At 66.3% G+C, this 16,171-nt stretch carries 16 protein-coding genes and 1 tRNA gene; 3 read left to right on the top strand and 14 right to left on the bottom strand.

Annotated elements, in window-relative coordinates:
- Nucleotides 1-476 precede the first annotated feature (476 nt).
- The 8 genes from ASG87_RS11925 to rplM all read right to left on the bottom strand — a co-directional run bounded on the left by ASG87_RS11925 (nt 477) and on the right by rplM (nt 7,643).
- On the bottom strand, nt 477-2,369 hold the full coding sequence (locus tag ASG87_RS11925) for a chloride channel protein (protein ID WP_056005183.1): 1,893 nt from the start codon (nt 2,367-2,369) through the stop codon (nt 477-479).
- A 238-nt stretch (nt 2,370-2,607) separates the two neighbouring features.
- Nucleotides 2,608-2,751, bottom strand: a complete 144-nt coding sequence (locus ASG87_RS20660) for a hypothetical protein (protein ID WP_200949077.1) — start codon at nt 2,749-2,751, stop codon at nt 2,608-2,610.
- Between the two features lie 77 nt (nt 2,752-2,828).
- Nucleotides 2,829-3,668, bottom strand: coding sequence for an AraC family transcriptional regulator (locus ASG87_RS11930; protein ID WP_056005186.1), 840 nt, complete (start codon nt 3,666-3,668; stop codon nt 2,829-2,831).
- Nucleotides 3,669-4,366: 698 nt separating this feature from the next.
- Nucleotides 4,367-5,326 (bottom strand): hypothetical protein, encoded by a 960-nt coding sequence (locus ASG87_RS19450; protein ID WP_200949079.1) that lies wholly within the window; start codon nt 5,324-5,326, stop codon nt 4,367-4,369.
- A gap of 139 nt (nt 5,327-5,465) precedes the next feature.
- On the bottom strand, nt 5,466-6,323 hold the full coding sequence (locus ASG87_RS20170) for a hypothetical protein (protein ID WP_157511057.1): 858 nt from the start codon (nt 6,321-6,323) through the stop codon (nt 5,466-5,468).
- Nucleotides 6,324-6,685: 362 nt separating this feature from the next.
- Nucleotides 6,686-6,759: transfer RNA gene (locus ASG87_RS11940), tRNA-Gln, on the bottom strand.
- A 53-nt stretch (nt 6,760-6,812) separates the two neighbouring features.
- Nucleotides 6,813-7,205 (bottom strand): 30S ribosomal protein S9, encoded by a 393-nt coding sequence (gene rpsI, locus ASG87_RS11945; RefSeq protein WP_056005192.1) that lies wholly within the window; start codon nt 7,203-7,205, stop codon nt 6,813-6,815.
- Between the two features lie 9 nt (nt 7,206-7,214).
- On the bottom strand, nt 7,215-7,643 hold the full coding sequence (rplM, locus tag ASG87_RS11950; protein WP_056005195.1) for a 50S ribosomal protein L13: 429 nt from the start codon (nt 7,641-7,643) through the stop codon (nt 7,215-7,217).
- Nucleotides 7,644-8,144: 501 nt separating this feature from the next.
- Between rplM and coq7 the strand changes: the two genes are divergently transcribed.
- Nucleotides 8,145-8,786 carry a 2-polyprenyl-3-methyl-6-methoxy-1,4-benzoquinone monooxygenase gene (coq7, locus tag ASG87_RS11955; RefSeq protein ID WP_056005198.1) on the top strand — a complete coding sequence of 214 codons (642 nt, stop codon included), beginning with the start codon at nt 8,145-8,147 and terminating at the stop codon, nt 8,784-8,786.
- Nucleotides 8,787-8,845: 59 nt separating this feature from the next.
- Here the strand turns inward: coq7 and speD are convergent, their stop codons facing one another.
- The gene (speD, locus tag ASG87_RS11960; RefSeq protein WP_026633844.1) at nt 8,846-9,631 is read right to left on the bottom strand and encodes an adenosylmethionine decarboxylase; all 786 of its coding nucleotides are present in this window, start codon (nt 9,629-9,631) and stop codon (nt 8,846-8,848) included.
- Between the two features lie 299 nt (nt 9,632-9,930).
- Between speD and crp the strand changes: the two genes are divergently transcribed.
- Nucleotides 9,931-10,626, top strand: coding sequence for a cAMP-activated global transcriptional regulator CRP (crp, locus tag ASG87_RS11965; RefSeq protein ID WP_056005201.1), 696 nt, complete (start codon nt 9,931-9,933; stop codon nt 10,624-10,626).
- Here crp and ASG87_RS11970 read toward each other — a convergent pair.
- A complete protein-coding gene (locus ASG87_RS11970; RefSeq protein WP_056005204.1) occupies nt 10,623-11,615 on the bottom strand; it encodes a bifunctional helix-turn-helix transcriptional regulator/GNAT family N-acetyltransferase in 993 nt (330 codons plus the stop codon). The two genes, crp and ASG87_RS11970, sit on opposite strands and share 4 nt — an antisense overlap.
- A 331-nt stretch (nt 11,616-11,946) precedes the next feature.
- Between ASG87_RS11970 and ASG87_RS11975 the strand changes: the two genes are divergently transcribed.
- Nucleotides 11,947-12,690, top strand: coding sequence for a sulfite exporter TauE/SafE family protein (locus ASG87_RS11975; protein ID WP_056005207.1), 744 nt, complete (start codon nt 11,947-11,949; stop codon nt 12,688-12,690).
- Between the two features lie 33 nt (nt 12,691-12,723).
- On the opposite strand, the gene ASG87_RS11980 is transcribed toward ASG87_RS11975, so the two are convergent.
- The 4 genes from ASG87_RS11980 to ASG87_RS11995 form a co-directional block, all read right to left on the bottom strand.
- Nucleotides 12,724-13,416, bottom strand: a complete 693-nt coding sequence (locus ASG87_RS11980; RefSeq protein ID WP_056005210.1) for an HAD family hydrolase — start codon at nt 13,414-13,416, stop codon at nt 12,724-12,726.
- A gap of 3 nt (nt 13,417-13,419) precedes the next feature.
- Entirely contained in the window at nt 13,420-14,214 is a 795-nt protein-coding gene (gene trpC, locus ASG87_RS11985; protein WP_056005213.1) for an indole-3-glycerol phosphate synthase TrpC, read from the bottom strand.
- A 61-nt stretch (nt 14,215-14,275) separates the two neighbouring features.
- Complete coding sequence (trpD, locus tag ASG87_RS11990) at nt 14,276-15,334, bottom strand: anthranilate phosphoribosyltransferase (protein ID WP_056005216.1); 1,059 nt, start codon at nt 15,332-15,334, stop codon at nt 14,276-14,278.
- A 2-nt stretch (nt 15,335-15,336) separates the two neighbouring features.
- A complete protein-coding gene (locus tag ASG87_RS11995) occupies nt 15,337-15,936 on the bottom strand; it encodes an aminodeoxychorismate/anthranilate synthase component II (protein ID WP_056005219.1) in 600 nt (199 codons plus the stop codon).
- Nucleotides 15,937-16,171: the final 235 nt, after the last annotated feature.

Genomic DNA, 16,171 nt, shown 5'->3' on the forward strand with positions numbered 1-16,171 from the left:
TTCACCCCAAACCCACCCCTCAAGCTCGCCATCCCCCCAACTCGTCATCCCAGCGAAAGCTGGGATCCAGNAGGCTCCAGCCCTCGAAGTGCAACGGCACTGGATTCCGGCCTTCGCCGGAATGACGTCCATGGAAGTTCTCGGGCTTGCCGANCTCACCCCAAACCTGCCCCTCAAGCTCGCCATCCCCCCAACTCGTCATCCCAGCGAAAGCTGGGATCCAGCGACTTCAGCCCTCGAAGCGCAACGGCACTGGANTTTGCCGGTATCCAACGGCAGCTTCACCCCAAACCCACCCCTCAAGCTCGCCATTCCCCAGTTCGTCATCCCAGCGAAAGCTGGGATCCAGCGGCTCCAGCCCCTCGAAGCGCGAAGACACTGGATTCCGGCCTTCGCCGGAATGACGTCCAAGGGAACCTTGGCCTGTCGACTCAAGGGAAGACGCCAGGATTTGCCTTTTTGCAGCTCCCGATTCCCTACTGCACGGGCCGCGGCTTCAACCCGTCGCGGAAGCGCAGGTAACGCCCGGACTTCCTCGCCTCCTGCAGGCGGCGGGCATGCGCGCTCAGCAAATCGCCGCGGGTGATGATGCCCACCAGCGGATGCGGCGCCTCCTTGCCGACCACGATCAGCCGGCCCACCTGTTCGGCCACCATGTGGTCGGCCGCCTCGCGCAGCGAGTGGCCTTCGTTCACCACGATCGGCGGGCGCATCACCAGCTCGCCCAGGGTCAGCGTGTAGTGCCATTGCGGGTCGAGCAGGCTGCGCCGGGTCAGCACGCCCTGCACGTGGCCGGCCGGATCGATCACCGGATAACCCTGGTGCGAGGCGTCGGCCGCGCCCTCGGCCAGCCAGCGCCGCACCTCGGCCAGGGTCTGGTCGCTGCGCAGGGTGACCACCTGCCGCGTGCAGGCGTCGCCCACCGCGACCTGCTCCAGGTAGTCCGCGGCGTATTCGGCCGGCACGCGCACGCCGCGGCGGGCGATCTTCTCGGTCATGATGGTGTTGCGCATCATCAACGCCGAGATCAGGTAGGCCGCGGTGCAGCCGCCGAGCAGGGGCAGCAGGCCGGCCGGCTGGCCGGTGGTCTCGAACGCGAACACCACCGCGGTGAGCAGCGCGCGCGAGGCGCCCGCGAAGATCGCGGCCATGCCGACCAGGCCGGCGATGCGCGGATCGACGCCGAACTTCGGCGCCAGCGCCACCACGGCCATGCCGGCCAGCGCGCCCAGCGCGCCGCCGATGGTGAACAGCGGCGCCAGCGTGCCGCCGGAGGTGCCGCTGCCCAGCGAGATCGACCACGACAGGAATTTCATCACGCACAGGAACGCCATCGCGTGCAGGGTGAGCCGGCCGCTGACGATATCCTCGATGTTGGTGTAGCCCACGCCCAGCGTCAGCGGCGCGAAATAGCCCACCACGCCCACCGCCACGCCGCCGATCGCCGGCCACCACATCCAGTGGATCGGCAGCTTCTCGAACGCGTCCTCGATGCCGTACACGATCCGTGTCACCCACACGCTGACCAGCCCGAGCAGGGCACCGATCGCCACGTAGCACGCCAGCGCCGCCAGCCCCGGCGTGGCCAGTGCAGGCATCGCGAACACCGGCGTCGAACCGTGGATCGCGTAGCGCACCCCGGTCGCGGCGACGCAAGCCAGCGCCACCGGGATCAGCGAGCGCGGGCGCAGTTCGAACAGCAGCAGCTCCACCGCCAGCACCACCGCGGCGATCGGCGAACCGAACACCGCCGCCATGCCGGCCGCCGCGCCGGCCGCCAGCAGCACCTTGCGCTCGCTGCCGGTCACGTGCAGCAACTGGCCGACGAACGAGCCGAGCGCGCCGCCGGTGGCGATGATCGGGCCCTCGGCGCCGAACGGGCCGCCGGTGCCGATCGCGATCGCCGACGACACGGGTTTGAGGAAGGTGATCCGCGGCGGGATCTTCGACTCGTTGAGCAGCACCTGCTCCATCGCCTCGGGAATGCCGTGGCCGCGGATCGCGCGCGAGCCCCAGCGCGCCATCGCGCCCACGATCAGGCCGCCGATCACCGGCACCACGATCACCCAGGCTCCCAGGTGGTGGCCTGCCGGCGAGGAAAAGCCGGTCGACAGGCGGCCGTAGAACGCCAGGTTCGTCACCAGGCCGATCAGCGCGGTCAGCACCTGCGCGATGAAGGCCGCGGCCACGCCCAGCGCCACCGCCACCACGGTGATCCGCAGCACGCGCCGATCCACCAGGGTCGAGCGCCGCGGCATCCGCGTGGCGTCCAGCGTCGCCCCGAGCGAAGGCGACAACGGCAAGGCATCCGTGCTGCCTTCCAGGCGCACGCCCGGCGGCGCCGCCGGCTTCTCGGTTTCGGAGGTCATGGAGGGGGTTACCGCGGAATCGAAGGTGGCAATTCTACGCCCGCGTCCGAAAGAACCGAAGGCGCAGGTTCCTGCGTCCGCCTCCGCGGCGCTTGCGCGAAGGCGTCGCGGCGGCGGTTGTCGATCCGCCGCCGCGACCGCTACACGAACTTCCGCTCACCGGCCAGGCACGCCGCACCTCTCCTGCCGGCCTCGATCGACGCCGCCCGGCGGATCGCCCGGGCGGCGCGGAATGCCGTCAGGACTGCCCCTGCGCCTTCGCCTCGCGCAGCTTGTCGGCGCATTCCTGGCAACACACTTCCACCACGCGCGAACCGATGGTGACCTGCACCCGGTTGTCGTCGAGTTCGTAGTCGCAGACGGCACATGTGTTCTCGCTCATTTCCTTTCTCCTCGTCATCGCCCTGCAGCGGGCAGGCACAGGAGACCATGGGCGGCGCGGCGGCGCTGTCAGAATCTTTAGCCGTCCGTTTGCGGCCGGGCGAACTGGCGGAAAGCCGCAGGCGAGCGGCCGTAGGCCTGGCGGAAGGCATTGGCGAAATGGCTGTGGCTGGAAAAGCCCAGGTCCGCGGCGAGCGCGGAAAGGTCCTCGCACCGCCCCACCAGGTCCAGCGCGCGGGCGAGCCGAAGCTGCAGGTGATAGCGATAGAGCGGCACGCCCTCGACCTGCCGGAACACCTGCGTGAGATACACCGGCGAGCTGCCGATCTCCGCGCCGATCTCCGCCAGCGTCCAGCGCCGGGAAAGGTCGCCGGCCAGCAGGAGCTTTACCCGGTCCGCGAGGCGGCGGCGTGCATGGGTGGAGGCCGGCCCGTGCGACGTGCGCGCCCCCAGGCTCCGGCTGGCCAGGGTGAGCAGCAGGGCCTCGGCTTCCAGCGGTTCGATGGCGTCGTTGACCAGGCTGTGCCGCAGCAGGGCCACCAGCGCCTGCGCACGCGGATCGATGCGCTGGTGCTGGCGCCGGAAGACCGGCTTCGCGCCGGTGCGAAGCAGCCCGCCCGGCGCCAGCTCCTCGAGCACCGCCGGGGCAAGCCCGAGCGACAGGCAGGCGTCGCCGCCGTCCACCGGATGGCTCACCCGGTAGCCTTCGTCCGCATTGAAGAACAGCACGTGATTCGCGTCGGCCACCGCCTGGTCCGTTCCCACGTGGCGCAGGTAGACGCCGCGATAGGGAAACACCAGGTAGGTGGACGCCATGCACTCCTCGTCGCTGCGATGCCGGCACGTTCCACGGCAGTGGACGTCGCGCAGCGACAGCGTGCCGGTGTCGAGCAGGTGGTTCACTCGGAGGTTGGACATGGCTCCCGCCGCAAGGCTTCGGTATGGTGGCCGACCCATGCCTGGGCATGCCGGCCGCCTGCGCACTCTACCGGATGGAAGATCGCCGGGCCTACCGCCCATGCAGCAACACAGACGCGCCCTCGAAGCCACTGGCGGCATCCCGCGCAGACCCAGAGCGCAAGCAAAGAAAAAGCCCTCGGTTTCCCAAGGGCCTTTTGATTTGGCTGGGAGACTTACCCACCCTGTAACAGGGCCTAAGCCATTGACCGATAAGTCCCTGATGCGCGAGGTAACTCGGCGGGATTGACCTCCGAAGTTGACTAAGGAGCGGAACGCTATCAGGAGAGTTATCTTGCGCCAAGCTCAGTCATCCTCAAAATTCATATGACACCGTCCCCCTCGTAATCCTGGCAAGTCCCTCCACGCCACCAGATCACACGGCTATCTATTCGGTGGTCATCACGCAGATCGTGGCCCTGGCGATCTTTGGGATTGGTCTTTGGCAAGCAGCCGAAGTGATCGAGAAAAACGGGTTAAAGATGCGACGAAAGATGTTCTCCTCGAAGTGGCCCCCATCATTCAAAAGACGCTGGCATCTTTGAGTGAACTGGCCGACCCACTGACCAAGGTCAACGATTGGGGGGCTGATCGCCAACTCCATCGTTATACCGGCTTACCGAATGCTCGCATCAGAGCACCCGAATATGGCGGCTGGCTCACCAAAATGCCTTGTCCCCTAGCTCTGAAGACGTAACATCGATGGACAAACCATACTTACCATTCACGTCATTGATCAATGGTGCCAGCCAAGCAGGAGCCTTTGGAGAAACAAAGACCGCATCGACCAGAACACTTAAGTCGCAAGGCATCAAGATCCCAGGCTTGCGCTCGAAGTCGATATGAAGTGCACGCACTTCACGCTCATGCTGAAACGACATCCGCTTGCGCCAGAACGAAGAATTTATGCCGGCGTATTCCTTTCTGAAGTCGATATATTTAATGCGCCCGATCTCAACCGCTCCGGCATTCCCAATAGCAGCGCGCAGACGGCTTGTTGTTGTCCGAACGGCGAGCGCATTTTCCAGATAGCTTGAGTAGAGGCGCCACATTGCCTCCGACTCGTGCTCATTTTCATGCCAGCAGTTTGCATAGGTAAAGTATCTGCGCGTTTCACCCGCCTGCTTCATTTGCGCCAGCAACCGCTCGGCCTCCGATTCAACCTTTTCGTCGGGGCACACCCGCGCATCGCCGTCTGGAAGCGGTGACCGCAACGCGTTTCGAAAAAAATCGCGGTAGTAGTTATCCCACGCCCCCTGATTCGAAAGCAGTCCTTGCGCACCTTCGAAAGCGTCGTCAAAGGTGTCTGTTCGCGCAAAAAATATGGCTCGCGTCGACAAAAGGCTGACATATTTGGCGAAATCCATGTATCGCCAGAGCTTGCTGTCATCCGGCGGCACTTTGAATGGCCTCTCACGATATTCATACCATCTGGCTAACTCGGATAGATTCACCTTGCACTTAACGCAAGCAATGTAAGGCTTTCCGCCAGCAGCGTAGCCCTCATAGCGGATTTCGCCCTCGGCAAACTCGTGACCGCACCCACTGCAACGGTGGCCAACTCCCCAGACCATTTCTTCCAGCTCAGGCGTGAACCTGCCAGTTCCGTTCTCGCTCATCAATGCTGTCTCCCTTTAAATTTTCGAAGACAAAAGTCCGTCTACAACGCCAAGTATTCGCGGACGATCTTCAAATCAAACAGGTTCCCGTGAGGTTAGGTGCCGTCGCTGCGCCCCCCTGAATCCCTGAAGCGAATGGTTACGGAGTGGGTAAAGGCTCTTCGCGCCATGCCCTTTTCCAAGGCATCGTTAGTCTGATCGCCGCGCGTAGCCGCCTCTGCTTTTCGAGCATTCGCCCGTCTTCTGTTAGCAACTGGTCGCAATAGGAAGCGACCGCCAAATAATGATTGTCGACCTCGCTGTTGGTAACCTTGTCGGGTGCAACACTATCAATGCCGCCCTTCGCCAACCAATCAGCAACGGTTTCGACGCGCAGCCATAGCCAGCGCATCGTATAAGCCTTGGACTTTGCCAAGGAACCAAGCGTGCCGTCGGGCAACGACATAGCCGCATCATTTGTCGCCGTCGCGGTATACCGTGACACGAAGCGAATATATTCCTCTTCAGGAACTCTCTTCGCCCGAAGTCTACGAACGAACGACGCAGGAAAATGATCTCGGCAGAAATCCACCAATACGCGCAGTTGGGCTAGGTTCTGTTCGTGGGCGAAGTGTTGTGCCTGAGCGTGCCGGTTCGCGGCATCGATTTCCGCTACCATGCGTGTGAACATCGCACCGAATTGACCCGAAGCTACTTCCGCGAGTAGCTCGCGCAACCAGAAAGTTTGCTGGTCTGAAATCATCGCCTTCAGCGTTAGCGGCGTTCGTGTAGTCAGCTCTGCCTTCAGGCATTCACCATTTCCCGGGACAAAACACACTCGAGCCGGCACCGCGGAAAGTCGCCGCAAAGAGTTACGGAGGGTGCTCTCCCAGTGAGGGGTGGACTTACACATCTCCATCAACGCCGCATCAGCGACGACGAAACGACCGCCGGTCGTGTCGATCAGCTGCTCCAGCTTTTTGGAACGAAACCCTCTTTGGTCGACGCAAAAGTTCAACACTGCCACCCCCCAGGCGATTTCAGCAGTAGAGGTAGCTAGGTGGGTGTGAGTTCCCACGACACGCCGCCCATGTTCCGTCCTCCCTACCCGGCTATGGCGAAAATTTGAGCACACTTGGCGCTGAGCACATAAGACCAGGCGCAAGCCTGGATGAGATCCCGCGTGCGCAAGGATTGCTTGATCAGGCTCCGCCCCAGGGCTTCACTGAGGCGCCGGGGAACGACCACCCGGAAATACCAGATGCCCGACGTGTCCCGCCAAAGATGATGTGCCAAGCGCATGACTTGTACCGACCAAATCGCCCAAGCACCCAAAACGCATACATAAAAAAAGCCCTGCATTCGCAGGGCTTTTCAGTTTGGCTGGGAGACTAGGATTCGAACCTAGATAAACAGAGTCAGAGTCTGTTGTCCTACCATTAGACGATCTCCCAAAACCGGTGGAACGATGCGCTCTGACCTTGCTGCATCGTCCCTCGAAGCGGGATCAGCGCTTCGAGAACTGGGTGGCGCGGCGGGCCTTGTGCAGACCGACCTTCTTGCGCTCGACCTCGCGGGCGTCGCGGGTCACGAAGCCGGCCTTGCGCAGCGACGACTTCAGGGTTTCATCATACTCGATCAGCGCGCGGGCGATGCCCAGGCGGATCGCACCGGCCTGGCCGGTGATGCCGCCACCGGCGACGGTGACCTTGATGTCGAACTTCTCGGTGCTGTCGGTCAGCTCGAGCGGCTGGCGCACGATCATGCGCGAGGTCTCGCGGCCGAAGAACTGCTCGAGCGACTTGCCGTTCACTTCGATCGCGCCGGTGCCCTTGCGCAGGAACACGCGGGCGGCGGAGGTCTTGCGACGGCCGGTGCCGTAATTCTGCTGGATCGCCATGATGATTCCTTAGATTTCCAGCGCCTGCGGCTGCTGTGCGGTATGCGGATGGTCGGCGCCGCCGTACACCTTGAGCTTGCGGTACATCGCGCGGCCCAGCGGGTTCTTCGGCAGCATGCCCTTCACGGCGATCTCGATCACGCGCTCCGGATGGGTCGCCAGCATGTCCTTCAGGCTGGTGGTCTTCAGGTTGCCGACGTAGCCGGTGAAGCGGTGGTACATCTTGTCGTCCAGCTTGGCGCCGGTGACCGCCACCTTCTCCGCGTTGACCACGACGATGTAGTCGCCGGTGTCGACGTGCGGGGTGAACTCCGGCTTGTGCTTGCCGCGCAGGCGACGGGCGATCTCGGTCGACAGGCGACCGAGCGTCTTGTTCGTGGCGTCTACCACGAACCAGTCGCGCTTGACGCTTTCCGGCTTGGCGCTGAACGTTTTCATCTGAAGAATACCTGTCTGCCGCCCGGAGGCGGTTAAGCGGAATCGGTGAAACAAAGGCGCGAGATGATAGCGGAGCTTCCATCGATCGCGCAAGCCCGTCGACCGGCGGGCTGTGAGCTGGCAATCATAGCATGACGGCCTGGCCGCTTGAAAAGTCCCCCTCGACGTCGCCATGCCCATCCGGATGGGGCCTGGGGTCCACACCTTGCCGTGCACGGCTGGACCATTGCGAACGGCCCTGCCCGGCCCACGTCCGTTACACCGAATTGCTGGTCGAGCCCCGGAGGCCTGGACCTTTCACCGCAACGACCGCGGAGGCCACCCCCGCTGACCGCGCACTCTTCCGGACGCCCCCTGCGGCAAGCCGCCACGCTGGCGCCGGGCCGCCCCTGTCGTCCAATATCGACTGCCTCTGCCCCTGTCCGAACAGGACGCGGCGCTGCCGGCCCTGCATCCGCCGGCCCCGCTGGCAGCGCAGCTCGAACCGAACGGAGTACGCCCATGAACGCCCGCACCCTCACCCCGCTCGACCGCCTGCTCGCCGGCATCGAGCGCGCGCTGGAAACCGTCGCCGGCGCGCCCGAGGCCGCGCGCCCGTCTCCCGCCGGAAACGTGGCCGAGGCACCGCTCGACGATGCGGAGCGCCGCCACGCCGCCGGGCTGATGCGCATCAACCATACCGGCGAGGTATGCGCGCAGGCCCTGTACGACGGCCAGGCCGCGCTGGCGCGCAGCGAGGAGAACCGCCAGCACCTGTTGCACGCGGCCGCCGAGGAAACCGACCACCTCGCCTGGTGCGCCGGACGCCTGAAGGAGCTGGACAGTCGCCCCAGCCTGCTCAATCCGCTGTGGTACGCCGGCAGCTACGCCATCGGCGCGCTGGCCGCGCTGGCCGGCGATCCGGTGAGCCTGGGCTTCGTGGTGGAGACCGAGCGGCAGGTGGAGGCCCACCTGGAAGAACACCTGGAAACCCTGCCCGCGCAGGACCAGCGCTCGCGCGCCGTGCTCGCGCAGATGCAGCAGGACGAGGTTCGCCATGCCGAGAACGCGCAGGCGCGCGGAGGCATCGAGCTGCCCTTCCCCATCCCGGGCCTGATGCACCTGAGTTCGATGGTGATGAAGAAGGTCGCCTACCGCATCTGACGCCGGGCACCGTCGCCGCCAAGAAAAAACCCGCCTTCCGGCGGGTTTTTCGTGTCGCATCACATCAGGTTGCGGCCGTGGAACAGCTCCTCGATCTCCCGCCGCAGCAGCGACTCGATGCGCTGGCGCTCCTTAAACGAGAGGTCGTCGGCGTGCGCCTCGAACAGGTAGGTGTCCAGGTCGAAGTCCTTGATGTGCATCTTCGTGTGGAACATGTTTTCCTGGTACACGTTGACGTCGAACATCTCGTACTTCTGGCGGATGTGCTTGGCCAGGTAGTCCTGCACCGAGTTGATCTTGTGGTCGATGAAGTGCTTCTTGCCCTTCACGTCGCGGGTGAAGCCGCGCACGCGGTAGTCGGCGATCACGATGTCCGACTCGAAGCTGTCGATCAGGTAGTTCAGCGCCTTCAGCGGCGAGATCACGCCGCAGGTGGCCACGTCGATGTCCGCGCGGAAGGTCGCGATGCCGTTGTGCGGATGCGTTTCCGGGTAGGTGTGGACGGTGATGTGGCTCTTGTCCATGTGCGCCACCACGGCACCGGAGATGGTGTCGCGGCCGAGCTTCTCGACCACCGGCTCCTCGGAGATCAGGATGGTGACCGAGGCACCCTGCGGGTCGTAGTCCTGACGCGCGATGTTCAGGATGTTCGCGCCGATGATCTCGGCCACGTCGGTGAGGATCTGGGTGAGGCGGTCGGCGTCGTACTGCTCGTCGATGTACTCGATGTAGCGCTGGCGCTGTTCCTCGGACACCGCGTAGCAGATGTCGTAGATGTTGAAGCTCAGCGCCTTGGTCAGGTTGTTGAAGCCCTGCAGGCGCAGACGCGGGAGCGGTTTCACCACGGCGACTCTCCATGGCCGGGTCGCGGCCAGCAGATGAGGCGGGTTAGCACCAAGGGTCCCCGCTTAAAAAAAGCAAGGTACGAAAGACCCTTATCTTCCGTACCTCCTGTGAACGGCGTGCGACAGGAACACCATCGCCGCCGAAAGACTGCGAAGTATGCGGCAAAAAAAGGAAAAACAGAACCTTCGGCATCCCGGCAGGGTTTGCCATAATGCCCCGATGACAGGGGCGGAACGTACGTGACGCATCGTGCCGCTGCGGCGGCGGCGCTTGAACCATCCACTTCCGGGAATGATCCGTGGCGCAACTCAAATACCAACTCCAGCAGGCTTTCGAACGCTCCCAGGCTCCGCTCGGCTTCGCGCCCGACCCGGCCTCGATGGAGCGATTCCTCGCGCTTTGCCACCGCCGGCGCTATCCCGGCAAGACCGCGATCATCCGCCCCGGCGACCCGGCCAATACGCTGTACTACGTGGTCGAGGGCTCGCTGGCGGTCTGCACCGAGGACGAGCAGGGGCGCGAGCTGATCCTCGCCTACATCAGCCGCGGCCAGTTCATCGGCGAGATGGGCCTGTTCGTGGAGCAGGCCCAGCGCGAGTCGATGGTGCGCACGCGCACCCCGTGCGAGATGGCCGAGGTCAGCTACGAGCGGCTGTTCCAGTTGATGGAAGGCCCGCTGCGCGAGGAATGCCCGAAGATCCTGTTCGCGATCGGCGCCCAGTTGACCAACCGCCTGCTGCGCACCTCGCGCCAGGTCAGCCGGATGGCCTTCATGGACGTCACCAACCGCATCTCGCGCACCCTGCTGGACCTGTGCCAGGAGCCCGACGCGATGACCCACCCCGACGGCACCCAGATCCGCATCTCGCGGCAGGAAGTGAGCCGCATCGTGGGTTGCTCGCGCGAGATGGTCGGCCGCGTGCTCAAGCAACTGGAGGAGCAGCGGATGATCGACGTGGCCGGCAAGACCATCGTGGTGCGCGGCACCCGCTAGCGCGGCTTGCGCGGCCCCTTGCCGCGCCGGCCAGGCGCCGCGTCCGGCCGGTAGACCATGTAGACGTCCGCGCGCTGGTAGTGCGAGCCGGCACGGACGCCCGGCTGCATCACGAAGCCCAGTTGCTCGTACAACTGCAGCGCCGGCTTCAGCGCGCTGTTCGACTCCAGGAACAGCTCGGTTCCGCCGCGCCGCCGGAACTCGGCGATCGCCGCCTCCAGCAGGCGCCGGCCGGCGCCCAGGCCGCGGAAGCTCTCGTCCACGCTCATCTTGGACAGCTCGTACACCCCCGGCGATTCGCACAGCAGCGCGCAGGTACCCACCACTTCCCGGCCCAGCCGCGCGAAGAAGATCGCCCCGCCCGGCTCCAGCACGTATTTCTCGGGGTTCCCCAGCACCGCGCGGTCGATCTCCTCCAGCCGGAAGTGCCGCTCCAGCCATTGCGCGTTGAGCCGCAGGAATTCCCCGCGCAGGGCCGGCTCGAATGGGACGATCTCCAGTTCCGCGCGCGCCAGCGCCGCGTGCTCGTCGAGGATCGCCGGGACGATGGGCCGCTCGCGCAGGGCACGCTCGCAGGCCTCGACGGCCTCCAGCAGGCGCGTCGCATCCGCGCCGAGCGATACCCCGACGCCGCGCCGGATCGAGCACCAGACCGGCCCCAGCGCCGACAGCGCGCGCCTGGCCTTGTCGGTCAGCACCAGCAGGCTGCGGCGCCCGTCCGCCGGGTCGCCCTGCCGCCGCAGCATGCCCGCGCGCACCAGCTTGTCCGCGAGCTGGCTGACCGCCGAGTGGGTCTGCTCGATCGCGGCCGCCACCTCGCTCACCGTCGCCGCCCGGTGCTCGCGCAGGTAGCGCAGCACCGGGAACCAGCGCGACTCGATCCCGGCCCCGCACTGCCGGTACACCTCGTCGGCGGCGGCATAGAACTGGTCGCTGAGCGACTTGAGCCGGCTGCCGAGCGCCAGCTCGGCCAGGGAGGACAGGTACATGGAGGCTTCTTCCAAATTACGTAAGCACTAACGTAATTCCCCGAATCCCACCTTGGCAAGTGCCGCCGGCACCTCCCGGCATCCCGAACACCCCGCCCCATCCAGCCTCCCCCGCCCACCCTCGCATCCCGTCTCGTCCCGCCCACCTGGCATCCCGCACTCCAGCTCGTTACCCCGGCGAAAGCCGGGATCCAGCGCCTCCAGACCCCGAGCCACCAAGGCACCGAATTCCCCGAAGCCCCCGGCACGACACGCCCAGGAACGGATTCTTACCTCGGGTTAACCCGCCCCCGCTTAGCGTGGCTGCCTTTCCCCGGCACGGGCCCGCCCAATGGACTGGACCTCCTTCTTCGGCTTCGCCCTGGTCGGCCTGCTGGCCCAGATGGTCGACGGCGCGCTGGGCATGGCCTACGGCCTGGTCTCCAACTCGATCCTGCTGGCGCTGGGCCTGCCGCCGGCGGTCGCCAGCGCCACCGTGCACACCGCCGAGGTGTTCACCACCGGCGTCTCCGGCGCCTCGCACGCGTGGTTCGGCAATGTGCGCTGGAAACTGTTCTGGCAACTGGCGCTGCCCGGCGCGATCGGCGGCATCCTCGGCGCGACCTTCCTGGCGAACGTGCCGGGCGAGCTGATCCGGCCGTTCGTCAACGCCTACCTGCTGGTGCTCGGCGCGATGGTGCTGCTGCGCGCGTTCGGCAAGCGGCTGAGCCGCCACCAGGTGCACCATGCCGGCGTGCTCGGCTTCTTCGCCGGCCTGCTCGACGCGATCGGCGGCGGCGGCTGGGGCCCGCTGGCCACCAGCACCCTGATCGCCCGCGGCGGCGCGGTGCGCGGCACCATCGGCTCTGTGAATGCCGCCGAGTTCGTGGTGACGGTGTGCGTCTCGGCCACCCTGGTGATGCACGTGGGGATCGGCCACTGGCCGATCGTGCTGGGCCTGCTCACCGGCGGCATCGTCGCCGCGCCGTTCGCGGCGTGGCTGGTGCGGCACCTGCCGGAACGGATCGTGATGGTCGCGGTGGGCAGCCTGATCGTGGGGATCAGCCTGTGGCAACTGCTGCAGCGCTGGCTGTAGCGCCCGGCACCGGCCGGCACGACCCGGTCCGGGTCAGTACCACTCGACCCGGATCGCAGCCCGGCCCAGCGCCTTCTCCACCCGCTTGCACAGCTTCGGCGAGCCGTTCACCAGCACCGCCTCCGCCGCCCCCTTCAGCATCGCCACGTCGTACATCGAATCGCCGTAGGCCACCTGCCACGCCTCGATGCCGTGCTGCGCCAGCGACTGCACCTTGCGCCGGCCCACGTTGTGCCACTGCTGCCGCATGCCCAGCCAGCCGCCGCGCAGGCGGGAGGCATGCACCTCGATCCCGCCCAGGCCCAGCTCGGCCAGGATGCCGCGCACCAGCGCGTCCTCGCAGCCGGTCACTACGATCACCCGGTCGCCGGCCGCCTGGTGCCGGCGCAGCGCCTGCAGGCCATCGCGGCAGAACTGCCGCGGCCGGCGCACCAGGGCCGCGGCGAACGCCTGAGCCTGCGCGCGGTAGCTGGCCTCGTTCACGCCCAGCAGGGCCAGGTGCACCAGCGCGCGCAGCACCCGCCGCCGCGAGAACGGCAGCACCAGCAGCAGCCATGGCGCGCACAGCAGCGCCAGCGCCTTGCGCGGGAACGAACGCGCGTAGCGGTCGCGCACAAACATCGCGAACGAATCGCCGTGGATCAGCACGCCGTCGAAATCGAACAGCACCGTGCGCGGCGCGGCCGCCTCCGTGGCGGACGCCGCCACCCCTGCCCCTGTCTGCATCGGTCAGTCCGCGTCGAACAGCCGCTTCAGCTCCGCGCCCGGGTCGGCCGCGCGCATGAACGCCTCGCCGACCAGGAAGGCATGGATGCCCGCCTCGCGCAGGCGCGCCACGTCGTCCGGCGTATGGATGCCCGATTCCGCCACCAGCACGCGGTCGTACTCCATCAGCTCCTGCAGTTCGAGCGAGGTGTCCAGCGAGGTCTCGAAGGTGCGCAGGTTGCGGTTGTTGACCCCGATCAGCGGCACCGGCAGGGCCAGTGCGCGCTCCAGTTCCTCCGCGTCGTGCACCTCGCACAGCACGTCCAGGTCCAGTTCGGCGGCCAGCAGCGCCAGTTCGAGCAGGGCGGCGTCGCCGAGGGCCGCGACGATCAGCAGGATGCAGTCGGCGCCGATCGCGCGCGCCTCGTACACCTGGTACGGGTCGATCACGAAATCCTTGCGCAGCAGCGGCAGGCTGCACGCGCCGCGCGCCTGCTGCAGGAACGCCTCGCTGCCCTGGAAGAAATCCTTGTCGGTCAGCACCGACAGGCAGGCCGCGCCGGCGGCCTCATAGCTGCGGGCGATCTGCGCCGGGTCGAACTCGGCGCGGATCACGCCCTTGCTCGGGCTGGCCTTCTTCACCTCGGCGATCACCGCCGGCAGGCCCGCCTCGATCTTCGCCTCGATCGCCGCGGCGAAACCGCGCGTCTCGGGCAGCTCGTCGATGCGCGCCGCCAGGTCAGCCAGCGGCAGCCTGGCGCTGCGCTCGGCGATTTCTTCCGTCTTGCGGGCGAGGATGCGTTGCAGGATGTCGGTCATGAGCGCAGGCACAAGGTCGTGATGGGGATGCGGGCAGGGCCGTGTCCGCGCCGCGCGAGCCTCATGCTACCGGCTGGCCCAGTCGGCGCGTCACGGCCACGAACTCCTCCATTTTGGCACGAGCCGCGCCGCTGGCGATGCTTGCGCGCGCCAGCTCGATCCCCTCGCCGATGCCCGGCGCCTTGCCCGCGGCGTACAGCGCGGCGCCGGCGTTGAGGCAAACGATGTCGTGCGGCACGCCGCGCTGGCCCGAAAGCGCCTCCAGCAGCATCGCCTTCGACTCGCCGACGTGCTCCACCCGCAGGTTGCGGCTGGAAGCCATCGCCAGGCCGAAATCCTCCGGCTCCACCTCGTACTCGCGCACCTCGCCGTCGCGCAGCTCGCCCACCAGGGTGGCCGCGCCGAGCGAGATCTCGTCCATGCCGTCGCGGCCCCACACCACCATCGCGTGCCGCGCACCGAGCTGCTGCAGCACGCGGATCTGGATGCCGACCAGGTCGGGATGGAACACGCCCATCAGGATGTTCGGCGCGTCGGCCGGGTTGGTCAGCGGCCCGAGGATGTTGAACAGGGTGCGCACGCCCATTTCCTTGCGCACCGGCGCCACCACCTTCATCGCCGGATGATGGTTGGGCGCGTACATGAAGCCGATGCCGGTCTCGTCCAGGCACTCGGCCACCTGCGCCGGCGGCAGGTCGATGGCCGCGCCGAGCGCCTCCAACACGTCGGCGCTGCCGGACTTCGACGACACGCTGCGCCCGCCGTGCTTGGCCACGCGCGCGCCGGCCGCGGCGGCGACGAACATCGAGGCGGTGGAGATGTTGAAGCTGGAGGCGCCGTCGCCGCCGGTGCCGACGATGTCGATCAAATGGTCGCGCGCGCCGGCGAGCGGCACCTTGGCAGCCAGCTCGCGCATCACCCGCGCCGCGCCGGTGATCTCGCCCACGGTTTCCTTCTTCACGCGCAGGCCGGTGACGATCGCCGCGGTCATCAGCGGGCTCACCTCGCCGCGCATGATCTGGCGCATCAGCGCGATCATCTCGTCGTGGAAGATCTCGCGGTGCTCGATCGTGCGCTGCAGCGCCTCCTGCGGCGTGATGTGGATCGCGCGCTCCTGCATGCTCATGCCGCCAGCTTCCGCTGCGGCAGGCCGAGGAAGTTCGCCAGCATGTCGTGGCCGTGCTGGGTGAGGATGGATTCGGGATGGAACTGCACGCCCTCCACCGGCAGGGTCTTGTGGCGCAGGCCCATGATCTCGTCGATGCTGCCGTCGGGGTTCTCGGTCCACGCCGTCACCTCCAGGCAATCCGGCAGCGACGCCTGCTCGACCACCAGCGAGTGGTAGCGCGTGGCCTCGAACGGGTCGGGCAGCCCGGCGAACACGCCCTGGCCGCGATGGCGCACCGGCGAGGTCTTGCCGTGCATGATCCGCTTGGCGCGGATCACCTTGCCGCCGAACGCCTGGCCGATCGCCTGGTGCCCCAGGCACACGCCGAACACCGGGATCTGCGCGGACAGCTCGCGCAGCACGCCCAGCGACACCCCGGCATCGTCGGGCGTGCCCGGCCCCGGCGAGATCATGATGTGCGAAGGCGCCAGCGCCCGGATGCCGGCCACGTCCAGCGCGTCGTTGCGCACCACCTTCACCTGCTGCCCCAGCTCGCCCAAGTACTGCACGAGGTTGAAGGTGAAGCTGTCGTAGTTGTCGATCATCAGGAGCATGAGAGGCGCATCCAATTGTTTTACTTAGAAAAATGGCAGATCAAGTTTCCGATATACCCACAAAAATACCCACTTTCGACACGCGCGGCGCTATCTATCAGCGCCGCCGAAGCATTGTAGCGGGCATGCCTCACTCGAGGCAGCGACCGATATCCGAGACGCCGTATGTATATGCGTAGCCTTCCCCGTCAAGTAGCGCACTCAAAAGGAGAAGTTTGCCGCTCGCAGTGTTCGC

Source organism: Frateuria sp. Soil773 (genome assembly GCF_001428405.1).
Classification (GTDB): domain Bacteria; phylum Pseudomonadota; class Gammaproteobacteria; order Xanthomonadales; family Rhodanobacteraceae; genus LMSL01.